This is a genomic window from Ferrovibrio sp. (genome assembly GCF_036381655.1).
In the GTDB taxonomy this organism is placed as follows: Bacteria; Pseudomonadota; Alphaproteobacteria; order Ferrovibrionales; family Ferrovibrionaceae; genus Ferrovibrio.
Map to the genome: position 1 here is coordinate 187,497 of NZ_DASVCJ010000065.1, position 20,234 is coordinate 207,730.

Consider the following 20,234-nt stretch of genomic DNA (forward strand, 5'->3'; position numbering starts at 1 on the left):
CATGCCCGTCAGCGCCAGCAAGGCGGCGAGCGCCGATCTCGCCAAACACGATCCAGTCTGGGCGGCCATCCGCGAGGAGGCGCAGCGCGCAGCCGCGCAGGAGCCGCTGCTGGCCAGCCTCGCGCATTCCACCGTGCTGCAGCACGAGCGGTTGGAAGATGCCCTCAGCTACATCCTGGCGCAGAAGCTGGGCAGCGACGCCCTGCCGGCGCTGGGCCTGCGCGAGATCATGGAGGAAGCCTTCGAGGCCGATCCCGATATCGGCCTGTCCGTGCGCGCCGACCTGGTGGCGGTGAACGACCGCGATCCGGCCTGCCGCGGCTTTCTCAAGCCGTTGCTGTTCTTCAAGGGCTTCCAGTCGATCCAGGTGCATCGCGTCGCCCATTGGCTGTGGCACCAGAACCGCGAAACCATGGCCTTCCTGCTGCAGAGCCGCGCCTCGGAGGCCTTCGCCGTCGACATCCACCCGGCGACCCGCTTCGGACGCGGCATCATGATCGACCATGGCACCGGCGTGGTGATCGGCGAGACCGCGGTGGTCGATGACGATGTGTCGATGCTGCAGAATGTCACGCTCGGCGGCACCGGCAAGGAAACCGGCGACCGACATCCGAAGATCCGCCGCGGCGTGCTGATCGGCGCCGGCGCCAAGGTGCTCGGCAATATCGAGATCGGCGAATACGCCAAGATCGGGGCCAGCAGCGTCGTCCTGATCCCGGTGCCGCCGCATTGCACCGCAGCGGGCGTGCCGGCGCGGCTGCTCGGCGATTGCGGCTGCGAACAGCCGGCGCGCGAGATGGATCACGCGCTGCCGAATGCGCCGGGTTGATCGCGCCCTCCTTGCCGTTCTCCTGATCGCAACACCCGATGTTGCCGCCGCGCAGTCCCTGCGCGGCGCGCTGGAATGGCTGCCGCCCGGCAGCCTCTCGGTCGCGGCGCTGAGTTCGAGACCGGGCGAGGCGCTCGACGGCGGCGAGCGCCAGAGCTTCTACGTCGAATTCGGCCGCCTGGCATTCCGTTCGCCCGATATCCTGGGCGGCCGGGCGCGCAAGGCGGGGTTGTCCTGCCAGGCCTGCCACAGCAACGGCTTCAGCACGGCGGAATTCTTCATTCCCGGCCTGTCGGATGCGCCGGGCCGGATCGATGTCAGCAACAGCTTCTGGAATCTCCGCGGCGAGAATCGCCGCGACGATCCGCTGACCATCCCCAGCCTGCGCGGCGTGAAGGCGAAGCCGCGCCTCGGCCATGACGGCCGCACGGCCTCGCTGCGCGAATTCACCCGCCGCGTCATCGTCACCGAATTCGGCGGCGACGAGCCGGCGCCGGTGCTGCTGGATGCGCTGGTCGCCTATGAAGAGGCGCTGCGGCCGGCCGATCCGGCGCGCGAGCCGATCACGCTCGAGGGCGATCTCGGCGATCTGCGCCGCTATCTCGATGCCCTGGCTGTGCCGCTGGCGGAGGAGAATATGCCCGTCGCCGGCATGATCGCGCAGATGATCCGCGGCCAGCTCGGCATCATCGACGAGCGCTTCCCGGAAGACGAAGCTGTGCATCGGGTACTGGCCGGCTGGTCGCGCCGGCTTGCGCAGATCGCCACCCTGGCCGAGGCCGGCGAATGGCCGCAGGCGCGAGCCGCCCGCGACGGATTGGCAGCGGACGTACTGCAGCCGCCGGCCGCCTTCGCCGCCGCGCCGCTATCGCTGTACGATCCGGTGCGGCTCGCGGCCTGGATCAGTAGGCAAGTTCGGTGAAGGCCGGATCGATCATGCGGTTCCAGCGGCCGTGATACAGCTTGAGCAGGGTTTCCGCCGGCGTCTCGCCGGATTCGACGATCTTGGCCAGCGGCTCGAGGAAATGCGTCTCGTCCTCGCCGGCCGGCGACAGGCGCGCGCGCGCCTTCAGGCCGGAGAGCGAAATCTTTAGCATCTGCTCGGCATAGTGTTTCAGCGGCCGGCCGCGCAGCTGCGTGTGCAGGCCGTATTTCGGCACATCCAGGCGCAGTTGCTCGCGCTCGGCCAGCGTCCAGTCGCGGCACAGATCCCAGGCCGCCTCCAGCGCCGCCCCGTCATAGAGCAGCCCGACCCAGAGCGCCGGCAAGGCGCACAGCCGCGACCACGGCCCGCCATCGGCGCCGCGCATCTCGAGATAGCGCTTGAGCCGCACCTCTGGGAACAGCGTGGTGATGTGATCGGCCCAGTCGCGCAGGGTGGGCATTTCGCCCGGCCGCGCCGGCAGCTTGCCGGCCATGAAATCGCGGAAGCTCTGGCCCGAGGCGTCGATATACTTGCCGTCGCGGTAGACGAAATACATCGGCACGTCGAGCGCATGATCGACGTAGCGCTCGAAGCCCATGCCGTCTTCGAAGACGAAACCCAGCATGCCGGTGCGGTCCGGATCGGTGTCGGTCCAGATCTGGCTGCGGTAGCTCAGGAAGCCGTTCGGCTGGCCTTCGGTGAACGGCGAATTGGCAAAGATCGCGGTCGCGATCGGCTGCAGCGCAAGGCCGACGCGGAACTTCTTCACCATGTCGGCTTCGGAGGCGAAATCGAGGTTCACCTGCACCGTACAGGTGCGCAACATCATGTCGAGGCCAAGCTTGCCCTTCTTCGGCATGTAGGCCCGCATGATGTCGTAACGGCCCTTCGGCATCACCGGGATGTCGTCGCGCCGCCATTTCGGATTGAAGCCCAGTCCCATCATGGCGATGCCGAGTTCGCCGCCGATCTCCCGGATCTGCTTCAGGTGCGAGCCGACCTCGATGCAGGTCTGATGGATGCTCTCCAGCGGCGCCCCGGACAGTTCGACCTGCCCGCCCGGCTCCAGCGTGATCGACTGATCGTCTTGCGCAAGCGCGATGACGTTGTTGCCTTCGTTCACCGGCTCCCAGCCGAAACGCTGCAGCTCGGTGAGCAGGCGGCGGATGCCGACCTCGCCATCGTAGGGCAGCGGGCGGAAGTCGGTCGTATTGTAGGCGAATTTCTCGTGTTCGGTCCCGATGCGCCACTCGGCCTCGGGCTTTGCTCCCTGGGCGATATATTCGACGAGCTGTGCCTTGGACGTGATCGGCGTCTCAGGGGCCTGGGCCGGTCCGGACATGACTACCTCAAAGTGATTATTGTTATCGTTAGATGACTTGCTGGTCGCGGCCGAACGGCTGCTTCCGGCATATGGGGCAGATGGACAAGCTTGTCCAGTATCCGCCGGGGCCGCCAACTGTACTTATGACCAAGATCAATTCTGCCGGACGGATTGTAAAATTGCGAGGGCGGCGATGGCAGCGGTTTCCGCGCGGAGAATCGTGCCGCCGAGCGATACCGGCACGGCTTGCGGCAGGGCGCGGACCCGGTCCTGCTCTGCCGGCGCAAAGCCTCCTTCGGGTCCGACCAGCAACCCACAGGGCGCCGCTTTGGGCCAGGCCTGCGCGGCGCCGAGCAACGCATCGGCTGCGCCGCGTTCGACGCAGAAGAACAGCCGCCGCTCCGCCGGCCAAGTGGCCAGAAGGTCATCCAGCGACGTCGCAGCGGCGATCTGCGGCACATCCAGCCGCTCGCACTGCTCGGCCGCTTCGCGCGCATGGGCGGACAGCCGATCCGTGTTGACCCTGCCGATCTGGCTACGCTGCGTCTGCACCGGCAGCAGGCGGCCGACGCCGAGCTCGGTCGCCTTCTCGACGATGAATTCGATACGGCCCTGGCGGATCGGCGCGAAACAGAGCCAGATATCGGCGGCCGGCGCAAATGGCCGAAGCTGCGTTGCGACCGCGGCAATCGCCTCCTTCTTGCCGAGCTTCTCGATCCGGGCGCTGTATTCGCCGTCGCGGCCGTTGAACAGCGTGACGGCATCGCCTTCGGCAAGCCGCAGGACGTTGCGCAGGTAATGATGCTGTTCGGCGCCAAGCGTCACCGCCGCGCCGGGCGCAAGCGCATCCGGAACGTAAAGGCGGGCTTTTTCGGCAGCTTTCATCGGCGCTTGTACTCTCGGAATGAAGGGACTACAGGAGCGTTATGACAAAGCCCGAACCCGAAGTCACCCCGCCCGGCGGGGGGCGGAGCGACGGAAGCCATGCCGGGCCGGCCCCTGCCGACGCACTGCCCGACCATTGGGTGGCGCGCTGGCTGCCGGCCGCCTGGCAGCCTTATGCCCGGCTGTCGCGCCTGGATCGGCCGATCGGAACGTGGCTGCTGCTGCTGCCGGGCTGGTGGGCCATCGCCCTGACCCGGGGCGAGGGACAGCCGCTCGATTTCTATCTGCTGATCCTGTTCGGCATTGGCGCGCTGGTCATGCGCGGCGCCGGCTGCACCTTCAACGATATCGTCGACCGCGATTTTGACGCCGCCGTCGAACGTACCCGCCTGCGGCCCATTCCAGCCGGGCGAGTCCGCGTCCGGCAGGCTTGGATCTGGCTGATCGCCCAGGCCCTGATCGGCTTTGCCGTGCTGATCCAGATGAACAGCCTCGCCATCCTGCTTGGCGTCGCCTCGCTTGCGCTGGCGGCGATCTATCCCTTCATGAAGCGCATCACCTGGTGGCCGCAATTCTTCCTCGGTCTCGCTTTCAACTGGGGAGCGGTGCTGGGCTATGCGGCGGCGCGCGGCACGCTCGACTGGACCACATTGGCGCTGTATGCCGCCGGCATCAGCTGGACCCTCGGTTACGATACGATTTACGCCCTGCAGGACAAGGAGGATGATGCCCTGATCGGGGTGAAATCCACCGCGCGGCTGTTCGGCGACCACGCGCGATTGTGGATTGCCGCCTTTTACGATCTGACCCTGATCGGCCTGGCGGTCGCCGGCGGCTTTGCCGGTCTGCGCTGGCCCTTCTGGATCGGGCTGGCCGCTGCGGCATGTCACTTCGCATGGCAAGTACTGACGTTGAAACCCGGCGATCCGCAGGATTGCCTGACCAAGTTCCGCGCCAATCGCGACGCCGGCATGGTTATTTTCGCGGCATTCCTGTTCGGCTAGCTTATCGCTTGGCGAATGCGGAAGCCGCGCGTATCTTCCGCCCCATGAAAAAGCCCCGAATCAGTCCGAAAGATTTCGCCGCGCTGTACCAGAAGTACAACGCCAATCTCGCCAAGGTCGATTGCGGCCGCAAATGCGCGCCGCTGAACAAAGGCCAGCCGGTCTGCTGCAGCACCGAGAATGCGATTCCCGTCGTCGACAAGGCCGAATTCGAGCTGTTGAAAAGCCGCACCGACCTCTGGTCGCGCTACAAGCCGGTGGATGCCGCCTCGCGCAAGATCGTCAACGAGCTGACCAGCCATGCCTGCGCCATCGAGTGCAAGGGCGCGGCCTTTTGCGAGCGCGACAACCGCACCATCGCCTGCCGCTCCTTCCCCTTCTATCCCTATATCGACAAGGCGGGGAATTTCATCGGCCTCACCTATTACTGGGATTTCGAGGACCGCTGCTGGGTGATTTCCAACATGCAGGTGGTCGAGCGCGAATTCGTCGACCAGATGGTCGCGGCATTCGAGACGATCTTCAGGCTCGATCCCGACGAATACGATACGATGAAGGACCACTCAGCCAATATGCGCCGGGTTTTCAGCCGCAAAAACAAGATCATCCCGGTCATTCACCGCGACGGCGGCTATTTCAAAATCAAGCCGGGCAGCGGCGGCGCGCTTACGCCCTGCGATCCATCGGACTTCAAAAAGTTCGGCCCGTATAAATCCGAGGCCGCCTACATCCGCGCCGTCAAGAAAGCCGGCGGCACGCTCGGCCCGGCGCCTCGGAAAGGCTACCTCGCGCCATAGACCCGCCTTGGATCGATAGGGAGAAGCGCACGGACATCCGTGACAGATGTCCACCCGCTTTTCCAGGTCGATTCTTTCCCCGGCACCGCGGCATAGTATAGTCGGGCGGCCGATTCGAGAGATGCGGGGGCGGGACATGGCGGCATCCATTTGCCTGGCGGGTGGCCAAGTACTGACACCCGAAGGGACCCTCGAGACCGCGGATGTGCATATCGCCGAAGGCCGGATCGTCGACCCGCCGGCAGCGTCCGCGTCCACGCGCATCGACTGCCGCGGCTACTACGTTCTGCCGGGCATCGTGGATGTCCATGGCGACGCTTTCGAGCATGAACTGCATCCGCGTCCGGGCGTGGATATCGCGTTTGCTGTCGCGATGCGCTCGGTCGACCGTCAATTGCTGGCCAATGGCATCACGACGGCCTTCCATGGCCTGACGATCTCGTGGGAGCCGGGCGCACGCAGTCTCGCCGCGGGACGCCGCTTCATGGATGCGCTGCAGACCCTGCGCCAGGATTTGATGGTCGACCACCGCGTCCAGTTGCGCTGGGAGACCTTCGCCCATGACGTGGTGAACGATCTAGCCCGCTGGCTTTCCCTGCAACCAGCGCCGGCGCTTGCTTTCAACGACCATACAACCTCGACCATGGAAAAGGTGAAAGCCGGCAGCCACAGGAAACTCGGCCAATGGGCGGAGCGCGCCGGCCTCACGCCGGAGCAATATCTGGCCGAAGTCGATGCGGTCAGCCACCGTGCGCCGGAGGTTCCGGCCAAGATCCAGGCCGTTGCAGGACAGGCCCGCCGGCAAGGCGTCGTCATGCTGTCGCATGACGAGCGCTCCCGCGACGAGCGGGTGGCCTATCGCGATCTGGGCGTGAGCGTCTGCGAATTCCCGCTTGCGTCGGAAGTGGCGGCGGATGCCGTAGCGAGCGGCGAACACGTCATCCTGGGCGGTCCGAACGTGATCCGTGGCGGCAGCCATACCGGCGCGATGTCGGCCGAGGCTGCCATACGCGACGGCCTCTGCACCGTGCTTGCCTCCGACTACTATTATCCGAGCCTGCTGCATGCCGCGGAGCACCTGGTCGGCCGCGGCGTGCTGTCTTTTGGCGAGGCGTGGAATCTGATTTCGCGAAACCCCGCCGCGGCGATGCGGCTGCAGGACCGAGGCCTGATCGCCGCCGGCTGCCGCGGCGATATCGTCGTGATCGACGCCTCAGGTCCCTGGCGTCTCGTCCACACCATCGCCGGCGGAACCGTGACGAGCTTCGGTTACTGACGACGCCGCCTACTTCGCCGGCTGATCCGCAAACAGGAATGTCCCCAGCAGCACCCAGCGCCGCGCCGCCTGCTCCCCTCCGGGCCTGGCGCGCAGGGGCGTCGTGTAATGCCAGAAGGGCAGCCGATAGGCGGTGATCAGGCCGCTTTTGGTCACTTCTTTCATCTCGGTGAAATGGCCGCTCCTGGCGTAAACCAGGAATTGATCCCGCACGGCCGGCGTGGCGAAACTGACATGCAGGTCCAGATAGCCGCGCAGCGCGGCGGCATCCTCCGGATGATGATCGGTATGCGGCCCGGCATAATCGCCGGCGCCATACGCGATCGCCTGCAGACCGCATTTGCGTTGCAGCACCCGTCCGGCCAGGACGGCGGCAAAGGCGCGATAGCTCTCCGAGCGCAGCATGGCGATCAGCCCGATCTCGCTTGCCGCGTGAAACGCCGCTGAACGGCTGTTGTCGAGATGCGCGGTTCTCTGGCGCATCGTCTTCGGCAGCAGTTCGGCATAATTCTCTCTGGCTTCCCAGATCGTCTCGGGCGGGATCGGCTGCGCCATCAGCCGCAGATGCGACAGCAGCGCCTTGTCCAGCAACATCGCCGCCGCCTGCGCCTGCCGCCGCTCGATCAGGCCGTCCAGGGCGAGGACGCGGCAGCGCGGATTGGCAAGCGCGCCGGCGGCGGCATGGCGGCCAGTCAGCAAGGCGCGGCCTCGGGCGGTCAGCAGGTCGGCGAATTCGGCAGGGAAACGGCGCATCTCTTCGGCTTAAACTCTGGCCAGCCCGGCAGGCAAGCCCTAATCTCCGGCTCGCAAGAAGAAAGTTCCCGATGACGGCCGCCTCCTCGTCCTCCGCCAGCCGCGATCAGCAGATCGCGCAGATTCTCATCTTCATCACGCCCGCCATGTTCGCCACCAACATGCTGCTGGCCCGCTATTCGGCCGACTTCATCCCGCCGATCGCCCTGGCGGTCTGGCGCTGGCTCGGCGTCTTCGTCCTGCTGCTGCCCTTCTGCGGTGGCGAGCTCTGGCGCAAGCGGCAGGCCATCCGCAGCGATTGGCTGCGGCTTCTGGTTCTCGGCGCGCTCGGGATGGGCATCTGCGGCGCCGTCGTCTATGCGGCGGGCCAGACCACGACTGCGACCAATATCGGCCTGATCTATGCCGTCTCGCCCATCCTGATCATCCTGCTGTCGCGGATCATGTTCGGCGAACGCCTTTCGGCGCGGCAGCGCACCGGCACACTGCTCGCGCTTGTCGGCATGCTGGCGATCGTTGCCAAGGGCGATCCGCGCATTCTGCTGCATCTGCGTTTCGTGCCGGGCGATCTGATGATCCTGGCTGCCGCCACCGCCTGGGCGCTCTATTCCGTGCTGCTCAAGCGCTGGCCGGGCAGCCTGACCATCAATGCCAGGCTTGCCGCCATCGCCATGGCCGGCGTGCTCGTGATGCTGCCCTTCCTTGCCTGGGAGACGATCACCATCGGGCCGGCCAGGCCGGACCCGCGCACCCTTGCCGTCATGGCCACGGTGGTTCTGGTGCCGGGCATCGGCGCCTATGCCCTGCATGGCTACATCACCAAGCATCTCAGCCCCTACAAGGCCGGATTGATCCTTTATCTATCGCCGGTCTACACGGCCCTGCTCGCCTGGCTGCTTCTCGGCGAGCGGCTGGCCGTCTATCATTGGGTCGGCGCGGCCCTGGTTCTGGCCGGGCTCTACATCGCCACCAGCCAAGCAAGGAAAGCCTGAATGCCCTATGCCTCGCTTCGCGATTTCATGGCGCAGCTCGAGGCGCGCGGCGAACTGGTGCGCGTGAGCGAGCCGGTCTCGACGGTACTGGAGATGACCGAAATCCAGACACGGCTGCTGGCCGAAGGCGGACCGGCCGTGCTATTCGAAAGGCCGATCCGTGCCGATGGCCGGCCCAGCGACGTTCCCGTTCTGGTGAACCTGTTCGGCACGGTAAAGCGCGTCGCGCTGGGCATGGACCGCACGCCGCCGGAATTGAAGGATGTCGGCGAGATGCTGGCCTTCCTGCGCCAGCCGGAGCCGCCCGGCGGCTTCAAGGAAGCGCTTGGCATGCTGCCGCTGCTCAAGACCGTGATGGCGATGCACCCGAAGACGGTCGGTCACGGCCCGGTGCACGAGGTCGTGCTGCAGGGCGACGATATCGACCTCAATGCGCTGCCGATTCAGACCTGCTGGCCGGGCGAGCCGGCGCCGCTGATCACCTGGCCGCTGGTGGTCACGCAAGGCCCCTCAAAGTCCGACAAGACCGACCGCTTCAACCTCGGCATCTATCGCATGCAGGTGCTGAACAGGAAGCAGACGCTGATGCGCTGGCTGAAGCATCGCGGCGGCGCGCAGCAGCATCAACGCTGGAAACAGGCCGGCAGGCGCGAACCGTTTCCCGCCGCCGTGGTGATCGGCGCCGATCCCGGCACGATCCTTGCGGCCGTTACTCCCGTGCCGGAGACGGTGTCGGAATATCAGTTCGCCGGCCTTCTGCGCGGCAGGAAGGTCGAGCTGGTCGAGTGCAAGACGGTGCCGCTGAAAGTGCCGGCGGAAGCCGAAATCGTGCTGGAAGGCCATGTCTCGCTCGAGGATTACCGCGACGAAGGACCCTATGGCGATCACACCGGCTATTACAACTCGGTCGAGCAATTCCCGGTCTTTACCGTCACCGCCATCACACGGCGCCGGCAACCGATCTATCTGAGCACCTTCACCGGCCGGCCGCCGGACGAGCCGAGCGTGCTGGGGGAGGCGCTGAACGACGTGTTCGTGCCGCTGATCCGCCAGCAGTTCCCCGAGATCGTCGATTTCTGGCTGCCGCCGGAAGGCTGCTCGTACCGCGTCGCCGTGGTCAGCATGAAGAAAGCTTATCCCGGCCATGCCAAGCGCGTGATGATGGGCGTGTGGTCGTATCTGCGGCAGTTCATGTACACCAAATGGGTGATCGTGGTGGACGACGACATCAACGCGCGCGACTGGAAGGATGTCGTCTGGGCGATCTCTACCCGCATGGACCCGGCGCGCGACATCACGCTGATCGAGAATACCCCGATCGATTACCTGGATTTCGCCTCGCCCGAATCCGGCCTGGGCAGCAAGATCGGCCTGGATGCCACCAATAAATGGCCGCCGGAGACCAAGCGCGAATGGGGCGAGAAGATCCGCATGGACGAGGACATCGTCCGCACCGTGACGGAGAAATGGCCGCGGCTGGGTCTGCCCGGTTCGGGCAGGCCGATCTGGTAGGATACATGCCGGACGGCATCGTGACTGCCGTTACGGAAAGTTGCCCCCGCCGTCCCTCGCGCAAGCGGCGATAATCGTCTAGCTTACGGGGAATGCGGCATTCCCCCTGCCGATCCGGGGTTGGCAATGACGATTTGGCACCGTCTTCACGATCTGGTCTGCGGCGAAGGCCGGCAATGCATGCCGGGCGAAGCCGACGCCCCTCTCTCCGCTGCGCTGCGCCAGGAAGAATACGAAGCGCTGCGCCTGAGCATCGGCCTGCGCCTGATTGCCTGCCTGGTCATCGCCGTGCTGTTGACCATCGAGCTGCATTGGCCGCTGGTGCTGAATTATTACGGCTATATCGCCGCGCTGGCCGCGTCCGGCTATGTGCAGCTCGTGGTGCGCAGGCCGGCGCTCAAGCAGCCCTGGATGGACTGGGCCTTCCCGCTGGTCGATATGGGCATCCTGGTCGCCGGCATCGTGCTGCCCAATCCGCTCGACCCCAATCCGCTGCCGCCGCCGATGCATCTCGGCTTCGACACCGTGCTCGATCTCGTGCTGTTCGTCGTGCTGGCCGGCCTCGGCCAGTCGGCGCGGGTGATGCTGTTTTCCACCCTGGCCGCCGTGCTGGCCTGGGCCGCCGGCACCCTCTACGTCGTCTCCCAGCCGGGCGTGACCTTCCACAGCTTCACCGACAATCTGATCGATATCACCACGCCGGAGCGCCTCGCCTATCTGCTCGATCCCTGGAATGTACGCGTCGGCGAGTTCATCCCGCGGCTGGTGCTGATCGGCCTAATCGGCATGATCCTCACCGTCGGCGTGCTGCGCTCGCGCCACCTGATCGCCCGCCAGCTCGAGGCCGAACGGGCGCGGCGCAATCTGTCGCGCCATTTCTCGCCGCATATCGCCGAGACGCTGGCGCAGATGGACGACCCGTTGGGTCAGGTCAAGCAGCTCGAGGCCGTCGTGCTGTTCGCCGACCTCGTCTCCTTCACCCAACTGGCTGACGATCTCTCGCCGCAGCAGACGGTGGCGCTGCTGCGCGACGTGCATCAGCGCCTGGCGCGTGCCGTGGCCGAGCATCGCGGCACGCTGGACAAGTATCTCGGCGACGGCATCATGGCCTCGTTCGGCACGCCGGAGCCGGGCCCGCGCGACGCCTCCGCCGCCCTGCTTTCTGCCCGCTGCATGCTGCGCGAGATCGAGGCGCTCAACCAGCAGCGCAAGCTGTTGCGGCAATCGCCGCTGACCCTGGCGATCGGCCTGCATTACGGACCGCTGACGCTCGGCAATATCGGCGATGAAAGCCGCGTCGAATATGCGCTGATCGGCGAAACCGTCAATGTCGCCCACCGCCTGGAGCAGATGACCCGCGCCCTCGGCACGCCGATCTGCGTCAGCCAGGCTTTCGTCGACAAGCTGGCGGAAGAGACCCGCGGCGACCTGACCTGCCTGCGCGATCTGGTGGCGCTGCAGCCGCAGGCGATCCGCGGCCTGCGCGATCACATGGTAATCTGGATTCAGCAACGCGCCGCGCCCTTTGCCAGCGACAGCGGCGCACCGGAAGCGGCGCCGACCATCCACTAGCCACGTCTGGGGGTGACATCATGCGGCTCGCCATCAAGCGCATCTACGAACCGCCGGCCGCCAGCGACGGCGCGCGGATTCTGGTGGACCGCGTCTGGCCACGCGGCGTCAGCAAGGAGAAAGCCGCGCTCACGCTTTGGCTGAAGGAGATCGCGCCGAGCACCGCGCTGCGGAAATGGTTCGGGCACGATCCGGCGCGCTGGAACGAATTCCGCCGCCGCTATCACGCCGAACTTGCCGCCAACAAGGAGGCGATCGCGCAGTTGCGCGCCGTCGCCGCCAAAGGCCCGGTGACGCTGCTTTACAGCGCCCACGACGAAAAGCACAACCAGGCCGTCGCCCTGGCGGAATATCTGCGTACGCATAAACAGCGCTGAAAACGCCCGGCAGGCTCGCCCCCCGGCCCCAGTGCGACGGCCGGCGATTGCTTGCCCCGGGGCTGATTTCGCTCTATGTCCTGAACGATGAGCAAACGCCACGCCTGACCAGGTTCCCCCGATGGCCGATCCCCGCACGCGCGCCGCCGACGCGCAAACCCTTATTGCCGACCTGATCGCCGCCGCGACCAAGGCAGGCGCGGAAGCCGCCGACGCGGTGTACCACGAAGCCCGCTCGCTGAGCGCCGGCGTCAGGATGGGAAAACCGGAGGATGTCGAATCCTCCGAAGCGCGCGATCTCGGCCTGCGCGTGCTGCTGGGCCGGCGCCAGGCCTGCGTTTCCACCACCGATTTCGCTCCGGCCGCCCTGCACGAGCTGGTCGAGCGTGCCATCAGCATGGCGCGGGTGGCGCCGGAGGATAAATTCTGCGGATTGCCGGATCCGGCGCAATTGGCGACCGAAGCGGCCGAACTCGACCTTTTCGACGGCGTCGAACTGGAAATGCCGCAACTGCTCGAGCGCGCCAGGGAAACCGAGGCCGCCGCGCTGGCCGTGGCGGGCGTCACCAATTCCGAAGGCGGCGGTGCCAGCCGCTCCTTCGGCCTCGTCGTCTATGCCAACAGCCTCGGTTTCAGCGGCGCGAGCTGGAGCGGATCGCATAGCCTGTCGGCCTCGGCCATCGCCGGCAAGGACACGGCGATGGAGCGCGATTGGGATTACGAGGCGAAGACGCATTTCGACGATCTGCCCAAGCCGGAAAGCGTCGGCCGCAAGGCCGGGGAGCGCGCCGTGCGCCGCCTCAATCCGCGCAAGCTGGAAAGCGCGGCGATGCCGGTCGTTTTCGACCCGCGCGTCGCCACCAGCCTGGTCGGGCATTTCGCCAGCGCCATCAATGGCAGTGCGGTCGCCCGCGGCACGTCTTTCCTGAAGGACAAGCTGGGGCAGGTCGTTTTCGCACCCGGCGTCAGCATCATCGACGATCCGCTGCGCAAGCGCGGCTTCCGCTCGCGCTGGTTCGACATGGAGGGCGTGGCGCGGCAGACGCGCTCGCTGATCGAAGATGGCCGCCTGACCACCTGGCTGATGGATTGCGCGACGGCGCGCCAGCTTGGCATGACCAGCACCGGCCACGCCGCCCGCGGCACCGCCTCGCCACCCTCGCCGGCCCCTACCAATGTCTATCTTGCGCCGGGACGGCAATCGCCCAAGGAATTGATGGCCGATGTCAGGCAAGGGCTCTATGTCACCGAACTGATCGGCATGGGCGTCAACGGGGTGACCGGCGATTACAGCCGCGGCGCCGCTGGCTTCCTGATCCGGGACGGGGAACTTGCCGAGCCGGTTTCGGAGATCACCATCGCCGGCAATCTCAAGGAGATGTTCCTGCACCTGACGCCGGCCAACGATCTGGAATTCCGCTTCGGCACCGATGCGCCGACCGTCCGCGTCGACGGCATGACCATAGCCGGCCGCTGAAGGCAATGCCATGGCCGTCTCGCTGCATCAGGATCAGGAATTGCTGCTATCCACCGTCCGGGAGGCCGGGGCGGTGGCGATGCGCTATTTCGGCAGCGGCCTGAAGACCTGGAACAAAAAGCCGAACGATCCGGTCTCGGAAGCCGATCTCGCGGTCGATACCATGCTGCGCGAGCGGCTGATTGAGGCGCGGCCGGATTACGGCTGGCTGAGCGAGGAGAGCGGCCAAAAGCCAGGCCATGCGGACGACCTCTGGGTGGTCGATCCGATCGACGGCACCCGCGCCTTCATCGACGCCAAGCCGGAATTCACCATCTGCGTCGCCCTGCTGCGCCAGCATCAGCCGGTACTGGCGGCGATCTTCAATCCAGCGACGGATGAATTCTACGACGCGGTCGCCGGCGGCGGCGCCCGGCTGAACGGCAAGTCGATCCATGCCTCGGGCCATGCCAGCCTGATGGAGGCCCGTTTCCTGGCCAGCCGGCGCACCTTCGAGCGGCATGGCTGGATGGCGCGCACCGCCAAGGCCGATTTCGCCTATCGCAACTCCATTGCCTATCGCATGGCTCTGGTCGCCGCCGGCAAATTCGACGCCGCCATCAGCCTGACCGAGAAGAGCGACTGGGACGTCGTTGCCGCCGACCTGCTGGTGCGCGAGGCCGGCGGCCGCGTCGCCACCGCCGAGGGCGAGCCGCTGACCTATGACACTGGCGGCAAACGCCATCCCTCGGTGATCGCCACCGGCGCCTATATCTTCGACGATGTCGTCGATCTGCTGAAGACGCGGAAGGGATAGGCCGCCGCCGGCGCTTCAGGCCGGCAGCAGCTTCAATCCGATCACACCACCGATCACGGCAAGCAATGCGATTGCCTTCGCTAGCGAGACCGTCTCGCCGAACAGGAGAAGCCCCGCGAGGACCGAGCCGACGGCGCCGATACCGGTCCAGACGGCGTAGGCCGTCCCCAGCGGCAGCACCTTCAGCGCCTGACTGAGCAAAGCAACGAATCCGGCCAGCGAAAGCAGCGACAGGAGCGCCCAGCCTGGCCGCGCATAGCCTTCCGACTGCTTGGTGGCAATCGCCCAAAGCACGTCCGTCGCGCCCGATAATACCAGCAGCAGCCAGGCCAAGCCGTTCGACATGTCAGGCTGCCTCCTCGCGCATCACCGGCACGGCCAGGCCGCGCTGGACGGCGGGACGCGCGGCAATCTCGCGATACCAGCGCACAAGCGCGGGATAATCCGCGATAGCGACGCCGATCTTCTCCTGCGCGGCATGAATCCAGGGCCAGGTCATGATGTCGGCCAGACCGTATTCCGCCACCAAAAAGGGCCGCTGCCGCAATTGGCCATCCAGCACCTTCAGCACGCGGCGGGTCTCGCGCTCGAAACGCTCGATCACCGGCGGCAGCTTCGGCTCGACGAATATCTTGTAGTTCCAGAGCTGGCCCAGAGTGGGGCCGACATGAGCCGCCTGGAACAGGATCCATTGCAGGGTGAGCGTCCGCAGAGCTTCGTCCTGCTGCACGAAGCGGCCGGCGCGATTGGCGAGATAGATCAGGATGGCACCGGATTCGAAAACCGTTCGATCGCGGTCAGGATCGACGATCACCGGAATCTTGTTGTTCGGATTGAGGCTGAGGAAATCGGGCTGATGCTGTGCGCCGGCTTCGATATCGACGAGATGGACCTCATAGGGCAAGCCGGTTTCCTCGAGCATGATCGAGGCCTTGTGGCCGTTGGGGGTCTGGTAGGTGTAGAGCCGGATCGGCGTTATCGGCTTGGCGGCATCGGCCATGGCGGCATCCTTTCTGCGCGGCTGACATTCGCCGCTCAGATAGGCTGTGCCACTTCGCAAATAAATGTTCTATATTGCAGATTATGACTGCAAAAACGCACAGGGGAGAACGGCAGCCCCAGGCCCGCGATCCACTCGGCCGCATCGCCTGGGACGATCTGCGCATCGTGCTGGCCGTCGCCACGGCCGGATCGCTGGCCGGCGGCGCCAGGCGGCTCGGCGTCAACCATACCACGGTGCTGCGCCGCATTGCCGCTGCGGAAGAGCGGCTCGGCCTGCGGCTGTTCGAACGCCAGCCGGGCGGCTATATGCTGACCGCCGGCGGCGAAGAATGGGTGAAGGCGGCGCGCGGCATCGACGAGACGGTGACAGCGCTGGAACGCCGCCTTGCCGGCCAGGATCTGCGCCTGTCCGGCAGCATCCGGCTGACCACCACCGATACGCTGATGGCGTCGGTTCTGCCGAAGATCCTGGCCGAGTTCCGCGCCGCCCATCCCGGCATCCAGATCGAGGCGGCGGTGTCGAATGCCATGTTCAGCCTCACGCGGCGCGAAGCCGATGTGGCGATCCGGCCGACCACCATCGCGCGCTGGCTGCGCCAGACCCTGCCCGACGTGACCGCAGCGGCCTTCGCCGATTCCTTCGTTACCCTGCGCGACCTGGCGGTGGCCGGCATCGGCCTGACCGCCCTGCCCTGCTATCTGGGGGATAGCACGCCGGGGCTGCTACGTTTCGGCGCGCCGCAGGCCGGCATGCAGACGGCACTCTGGCTGCTGACGCACGAGGATCTGCGGCGCAGTGCGCGCATCCGCGCCTTTACCGATTTCGTTGCCCGCGCCCTTGTCGGTCGCCGGCCGCTGCTCGAAGGCCGCGGCCGGCGCTGAGCCTATTCACGCCGCCATGGCCGGCGCGAAATCGATGAAGCCGGTCACGCTCCGCAGGCGTCCATCGACCACGGAGGCGAAATCCGTGCCGCCGGCCAGGGCCTCACCGTCCTCCGGCCCGAGCAGCCAGGAAAAACGCAGGCAGCCCTCCACCATCTCCGCCTGCCCCTTGCGGCTGAAGCGCAGACCGGGGAACTTCGCCTGCACGCCCCGCACCAGGGCATCGATGCCGTCGTGCCCCTCGCCCCGCATCATCGGATCGACATAGCGGGCATCCTCGCTCCAGGTTTCGGCGATCAGGCGGCGGCGCTGGGCGGCATCGGCCTCGTTCCAGATGGCAATGTAACGGTCCACCAGGGCATCGTAGTTGCTCATGTCGTCCTCCATATGTGGCTTGCGGGATCAGCTTGCGCATAGCCGGGATGGAAAGCGATTACGTCACGGATAATCAGCAGGGGCATCGCATGATGCCGAAACGCAACATCAGAAGGGATTTTCCGCGGATGCCTGGTTATGCCGCGCGGCCGGACCGCCGCGCCGCTTACGCGGCGCGGACCCAGATGGCATTGTCGTGGAATGCCGCGCCGCCATTGGGCTGGCCGGGATCGGCGCCAGTCAGCGCATTGATGCCAATGCCTTCCTCGAAAGCCTTATGCGGCCAGATGCTCTCGACGATGACCACGCCCCGCTGCACGCCATCGAACAGTTTCGCATGCAGTTTCACGGTGCCGCGCCGGTTGCCCAGCCGCACGGGAGCGCCATCGGCAAGGCCGAGTTCGGCGGCGTCGGCCGGATGGATGAAGGCTGTCGGCCGCGCCTCGCGTTGCAGTGAGGTCGGCGTTTCGGTGAAAGTGGTGTTGAGGAAATTGCGCGACGGCGCCGTCACCAGCCGGAACGGATGCTCGTCGGTGGCTTCCTCGATGCTGGTCCAGTGGTCCGGGAGGCGCGGCATGCCCTCGGGATTCGGACCCATCTGCGCCCAATCCGGCGCGAAGCGGAATTTGCCATCCGGCCAGGCGAAGCCGTCGAGATAATGACTGCTGCGGAAGTCCGGCTGGCAATCGTGCCAACGCCGTTCGCGCAGGGTCGCCACATCGGGCCAGCCGGAAGCCTTCAGGGTCGCCTCGACGATCTCGATGGCCGACATGTCGAAACCCGGATGCTCGGCGCCGAGCCGTTTTGCCAATTCACAGATGACGAAATGATTCTCGCGCGCCTCGCCCGGCGGCTCGACCAGCTTCGGCCCGAGCAGGATATGCTGCTGACCTCCGGCCTGATAGATGTCGTCATGCTCGGTGAACATGGTGGCCGGCAGAACGATATCGGCCACTTGCGCCGTCGGCGTCATGAACTGCTCCTGCACGCAGACGAAAAGGTCGTCGCGGGCGAAGCCGCGCGCCACCTTGTTCGAGTCCGGCGCGACCTCGATCGGGTTGGTGTTCTGGATCAGTAGGGCCGTCACCGGCGGACCATGGCGCAGGGCATCCGGTTCGCCGCAGAGGATCGGCCCGATCTGCGACTGGTCCAGCGTGCGGATTTTCGGATCGACGGCATCGAAACCCTCGATCAATGTCTTGTCCCAGCGGAAAATCGCGCCGTTGTTATGGAACGAGCCGCCGCCTTCGTATTGCCAGGCGCCGGTGACCGAGGCGATGCAGCTTGCCGCATGCATATTGACCGCGCCGTTGCGGCTGCGCGCAAAACCATAGCCCAGACGGATGTAATGCCGCTTGCGCTCGCCTAGCAGATGCGCGAAGGCAACGATCTCGTCTTCGCTCAGGCCGGTGATCGCCGCAGCCCAGGCCGGACCGCGGCTTTGCAGATGCCGTTCCAGCTCGTCCGGCACGTCGGTATAGCGCGCCATGTACTCACGGTCGGCGAAGCCGTCGCGGAACAGGACATGCATTACCGCGCAGGCCAAGGCGCCGTCGGTTCCCGGCCGCAGCATCAGATGCATGTCTGCCTGTTCGGCGGTCGCATTGCGGTAAGGATCGACCACCACGATCTTGGCGCCGCGTTCCTTGCGGGCGCGGATTGCATGGGTCATCACGTTGACCTGCGTATGCACGGCATTGGTGCCCCAGATCACGACGCAATCGCTTTTCGCCATCTCGCGCGGGTCGGGGCCACGCAGGCTGCCGGTGCCGGCGATGGCGCCGGCGCGGGCGAGCGTGACGCAGATCGTCGAATGCTGCCCGGAATAGCGCTTGACGTGCCGCAGCCGATTGATTCCGTCGCGCTGCACCAGCCCCATGGTACCGGCATAGAAATACGGCCAGACGGTTTCGCTGCCAAATCTGGCTTCCGCTTTCCGAAAGGCTTCGGCCACGCGATCCAGCGCCTCGTCCCAGGAGATGCGCTCGAACTGGCCCGAACCCTTCGGCCCGGTCCGCTTCAGCGGATACAGCAGGCGATCCTTGTGGTTCGCCCGCTCGGCATAGCGGGCGACCTTGGCGCAGATCACGCCGGCGGTATAGCTATTCTCCTCGGCGCCGCGCACCCGGCCGATCTGACCGGACGGCAGAAGCTCGATCTCCAGCGCACAGGTCGACGGGCAGTCATGCGGACATGCGCTATGGCCGATCCTGGGCTTGGTCGCGGCAAAAGGAGCGTTCATTGCGGCATCATGTTCGCAGGCGGGTGGGGCTGAGGTCCTGCTCGGTCACGCCGAGATCGGCAATATCGTTGGGCAAAGCGCGGCCCAGCGCAAGAGCGCCAGCGACCCGGCTCATGGCCGCCGAGGTCTGAATCCCATAGCCGCCCTGGGCCGCCAGCCAGAAGAAGCCCGGCGCCCCCGGATCGAAGCCGCAGACAATGGTGCGGTCGGCCACGAATGAGCGCAACCCGGCCCATTTCGCCGCCAGCCTTCGCACCTGCAGCGTGCTCACCGTCTCCAGACGATCCACAGCAATGGCGATGTCCATTTCATCCGGCTGGGCATCGCAGGGCTCGCTGTCGGTCTCGTCGCAGGGCGACAGCAGGATGCGGCCGGCATCGGGCTTGAAGTAGTAGGCCTCGTCGGCGTCGATCACCATTGGCCAGTCCTGCACCGACATGCCTTGCGGGGGATCGAAAGTCAGGGCCGTGCGCCGCTTCGGCATCAGGCCGATCTGCGCAACGCCCGCCAAGGCGGCAATCCTGTCCGCCCAGGCGCCGGCGGCGTTGACAACGACGGGCGCCGCGAAGCTGCCCTGGCTGGTCTCGACCTGCCAGACGGCACCGTTGCGCGCAAGTCCCGTCACCTCGGCCTCGGTGACGATCCGTCCGCCCGCTGCCGTCATGCCGCGCAGGAAACCGCGATGCAGTGCATGCACTTCGATATCCATGGCATCCGGCTCGGCGATGCCGCCGCCAGTGACAGCTTCCGCCCGCAGCACCGGCATACGCTCCAGCACCTCGGCCGGCGTAAGGCGGCGCAGCGAACCGACCAGCTTGCGCATATCGTCGTATGCGGTATCCAGCTTCCCGGCCTTCTCGGCAGCGCCGATATGCAATGCGCCGCGCGGCGTGAGGATCGGCACCTCGCTGAAACCGGCAGGCGGGTTCATCAAAAAGCTCCGGCTCGCCACGGTCAGAGCACGGATCGGCGCGTTGCCATAGGTTTCGGCAAATAGCGCCGCCGAGCGCCCGGTGGTGTGATAGCCGGGCTGGCTCTCGCGCTCGAGCAGGATGACGCGCTTGCCCTCGCGTGCCAGCGCATAACCGGCGCCGGCGCCGGCTATGCCGCCGCCGATGATGACGAAATCGCAATGCTCGACCATGGAAACCTCTCAAGGCTTGGGGAGGGCCGCCGCGTCTTGTGCGCCGCTGGCCTGGCTCCAACTATAGAGA

General features: G+C 66.1%; 20 protein-coding genes. 12 read left to right on the forward strand and 8 right to left on the reverse strand.

What is annotated here, in order from left to right:
- Nucleotide 1 precedes the first annotated feature (1 nt).
- Both cysE and VF194_RS14720 read left to right on the forward strand, forming a co-directional pair.
- Complete coding sequence (gene cysE, locus VF194_RS14715) at nucleotides 2-829, forward strand: serine O-acetyltransferase (protein ID WP_330891932.1); 828 nt, start codon at nucleotides 2-4, stop codon at nucleotides 827-829.
- Nucleotides 816-1,751: a hypothetical protein gene (locus VF194_RS14720; RefSeq protein WP_330891933.1), complete on the forward strand. Its 936-nt coding sequence runs from the start codon at nucleotides 816-818 to the stop codon at nucleotides 1,749-1,751. The genes cysE and VF194_RS14720 overlap by 14 nt, the downstream gene beginning before the upstream one ends.
- On the opposite strand, the gene VF194_RS14725 is transcribed toward VF194_RS14720, so the two are convergent.
- The gene (locus VF194_RS14725) at nucleotides 1,732-3,096 is read right to left on the reverse strand and encodes a glutamate--cysteine ligase (protein WP_330891934.1); all 1,365 of its coding nucleotides are present in this window, start codon (nucleotides 3,094-3,096) and stop codon (nucleotides 1,732-1,734) included. The genes VF194_RS14720 and VF194_RS14725 overlap by 20 nt on opposite strands.
- 135 nt (nucleotides 3,097-3,231) lie before the next feature.
- On the reverse strand, nucleotides 3,232-3,963 hold the full coding sequence (locus VF194_RS14730) for a 16S rRNA (uracil(1498)-N(3))-methyltransferase (protein WP_330891935.1): 732 nt from the start codon (nucleotides 3,961-3,963) through the stop codon (nucleotides 3,232-3,234).
- Between the two features lie 41 nt (nucleotides 3,964-4,004).
- Here VF194_RS14730 and ubiA point away from each other — a divergent pair, with 41 nt between their 5' ends.
- The 3 genes from ubiA to VF194_RS14745 all read left to right on the forward strand — a co-directional run bounded on the left by ubiA (nucleotide 4,005) and on the right by VF194_RS14745 (nucleotide 7,040).
- Complete coding sequence (ubiA, locus tag VF194_RS14735) at nucleotides 4,005-4,967, forward strand: 4-hydroxybenzoate octaprenyltransferase (protein WP_330891936.1); 963 nt, start codon at nucleotides 4,005-4,007, stop codon at nucleotides 4,965-4,967.
- A gap of 44 nt (nucleotides 4,968-5,011) precedes the next feature.
- Nucleotides 5,012-5,764: a hypothetical protein gene (locus VF194_RS14740; RefSeq protein ID WP_330891937.1), complete on the forward strand. Its 753-nt coding sequence runs from the start codon at nucleotides 5,012-5,014 to the stop codon at nucleotides 5,762-5,764.
- Nucleotides 5,765-5,900: 136 nt separating this feature from the next.
- A complete protein-coding gene (locus tag VF194_RS14745) occupies nucleotides 5,901-7,040 on the forward strand; it encodes an alpha-D-ribose 1-methylphosphonate 5-triphosphate diphosphatase (protein ID WP_330891938.1) in 1,140 nt (379 codons plus the stop codon).
- Nucleotides 7,041-7,049: 9 nt separating this feature from the next.
- Here the strand turns inward: VF194_RS14745 and VF194_RS14750 are convergent, their stop codons facing one another.
- The gene (locus VF194_RS14750; protein WP_330891939.1) at nucleotides 7,050-7,793 is read right to left on the reverse strand and encodes a hypothetical protein; all 744 of its coding nucleotides are present in this window, start codon (nucleotides 7,791-7,793) and stop codon (nucleotides 7,050-7,052) included.
- 71 nt (nucleotides 7,794-7,864) lie between these two features.
- On the opposite strand from VF194_RS14750, the gene VF194_RS14755 reads away from it, so the two are divergent.
- The 6 genes from VF194_RS14755 to VF194_RS14780 all read left to right on the forward strand — a co-directional run bounded on the left by VF194_RS14755 (nucleotide 7,865) and on the right by VF194_RS14780 (nucleotide 14,519).
- Nucleotides 7,865-8,785 carry a DMT family transporter gene (locus VF194_RS14755; protein ID WP_330891940.1) on the forward strand — a complete coding sequence of 307 codons (921 nt, stop codon included), beginning with the start codon at nucleotides 7,865-7,867 and terminating at the stop codon, nucleotides 8,783-8,785.
- A complete protein-coding gene (locus VF194_RS14760) occupies nucleotides 8,786-10,297 on the forward strand; it encodes a UbiD family decarboxylase (protein ID WP_330891941.1) in 1,512 nt (503 codons plus the stop codon). It begins immediately after the preceding gene.
- 126 nt (nucleotides 10,298-10,423) lie between these two features.
- Nucleotides 10,424-11,869, forward strand: coding sequence for an adenylate/guanylate cyclase domain-containing protein (locus VF194_RS14765; protein ID WP_330891942.1), 1,446 nt, complete (start codon nucleotides 10,424-10,426; stop codon nucleotides 11,867-11,869).
- Between the two features lie 20 nt (nucleotides 11,870-11,889).
- Entirely contained in the window at nucleotides 11,890-12,246 is a 357-nt protein-coding gene (locus VF194_RS14770; RefSeq protein ID WP_330891943.1) for a DUF488 domain-containing protein, read from the forward strand.
- 121 nt (nucleotides 12,247-12,367) lie between these two features.
- Nucleotides 12,368-13,723, forward strand: coding sequence for a TldD/PmbA family protein (locus tag VF194_RS14775; RefSeq protein ID WP_330891944.1), 1,356 nt, complete (start codon nucleotides 12,368-12,370; stop codon nucleotides 13,721-13,723).
- A gap of 10 nt (nucleotides 13,724-13,733) precedes the next feature.
- Nucleotides 13,734-14,519: a 3'(2'),5'-bisphosphate nucleotidase CysQ gene (locus VF194_RS14780; protein WP_330891945.1), complete on the forward strand. Its 786-nt coding sequence runs from the start codon at nucleotides 13,734-13,736 to the stop codon at nucleotides 14,517-14,519.
- A 15-nt stretch (nucleotides 14,520-14,534) separates the two neighbouring features.
- Here VF194_RS14780 and VF194_RS14785 read toward each other — a convergent pair whose 3' ends face one another.
- Together VF194_RS14785 and VF194_RS14790 are read right to left on the reverse strand one after the other, a co-directional pair.
- Nucleotides 14,535-14,864, reverse strand: coding sequence for a multidrug efflux SMR transporter (locus VF194_RS14785; RefSeq protein ID WP_330891946.1), 330 nt, complete (start codon nucleotides 14,862-14,864; stop codon nucleotides 14,535-14,537).
- Between the two features lies 1 nt (nucleotide 14,865).
- Entirely contained in the window at nucleotides 14,866-15,519 is a 654-nt protein-coding gene (locus tag VF194_RS14790; protein ID WP_330891947.1) for a glutathione S-transferase family protein, read from the reverse strand.
- Between the two features lie 83 nt (nucleotides 15,520-15,602).
- Between VF194_RS14790 and VF194_RS14795 the strand changes: the two genes are divergently transcribed.
- Entirely contained in the window at nucleotides 15,603-16,403 is an 801-nt protein-coding gene (locus tag VF194_RS14795) for a LysR family transcriptional regulator (RefSeq protein WP_330891948.1), read from the forward strand.
- A gap of 6 nt (nucleotides 16,404-16,409) precedes the next feature.
- Here the strand turns inward: VF194_RS14795 and VF194_RS14800 are convergent, their stop codons facing one another.
- From VF194_RS14800 to VF194_RS14810, 3 genes are all read right to left on the reverse strand, one after another.
- Nucleotides 16,410-16,778, reverse strand: a complete 369-nt coding sequence (locus VF194_RS14800) for a nuclear transport factor 2 family protein (RefSeq protein ID WP_330891949.1) — start codon at nucleotides 16,776-16,778, stop codon at nucleotides 16,410-16,412.
- A 166-nt stretch (nucleotides 16,779-16,944) separates the two neighbouring features.
- Entirely contained in the window at nucleotides 16,945-19,020 is a 2,076-nt protein-coding gene (locus VF194_RS14805; RefSeq protein WP_330891950.1) for a molybdopterin oxidoreductase family protein, read from the reverse strand.
- A gap of 7 nt (nucleotides 19,021-19,027) precedes the next feature.
- On the reverse strand, nucleotides 19,028-20,164 hold the full coding sequence (locus VF194_RS14810) for an FAD-binding oxidoreductase (RefSeq protein ID WP_330891951.1): 1,137 nt from the start codon (nucleotides 20,162-20,164) through the stop codon (nucleotides 19,028-19,030).
- Nucleotides 20,165-20,234: the final 70 nt, after the last annotated feature.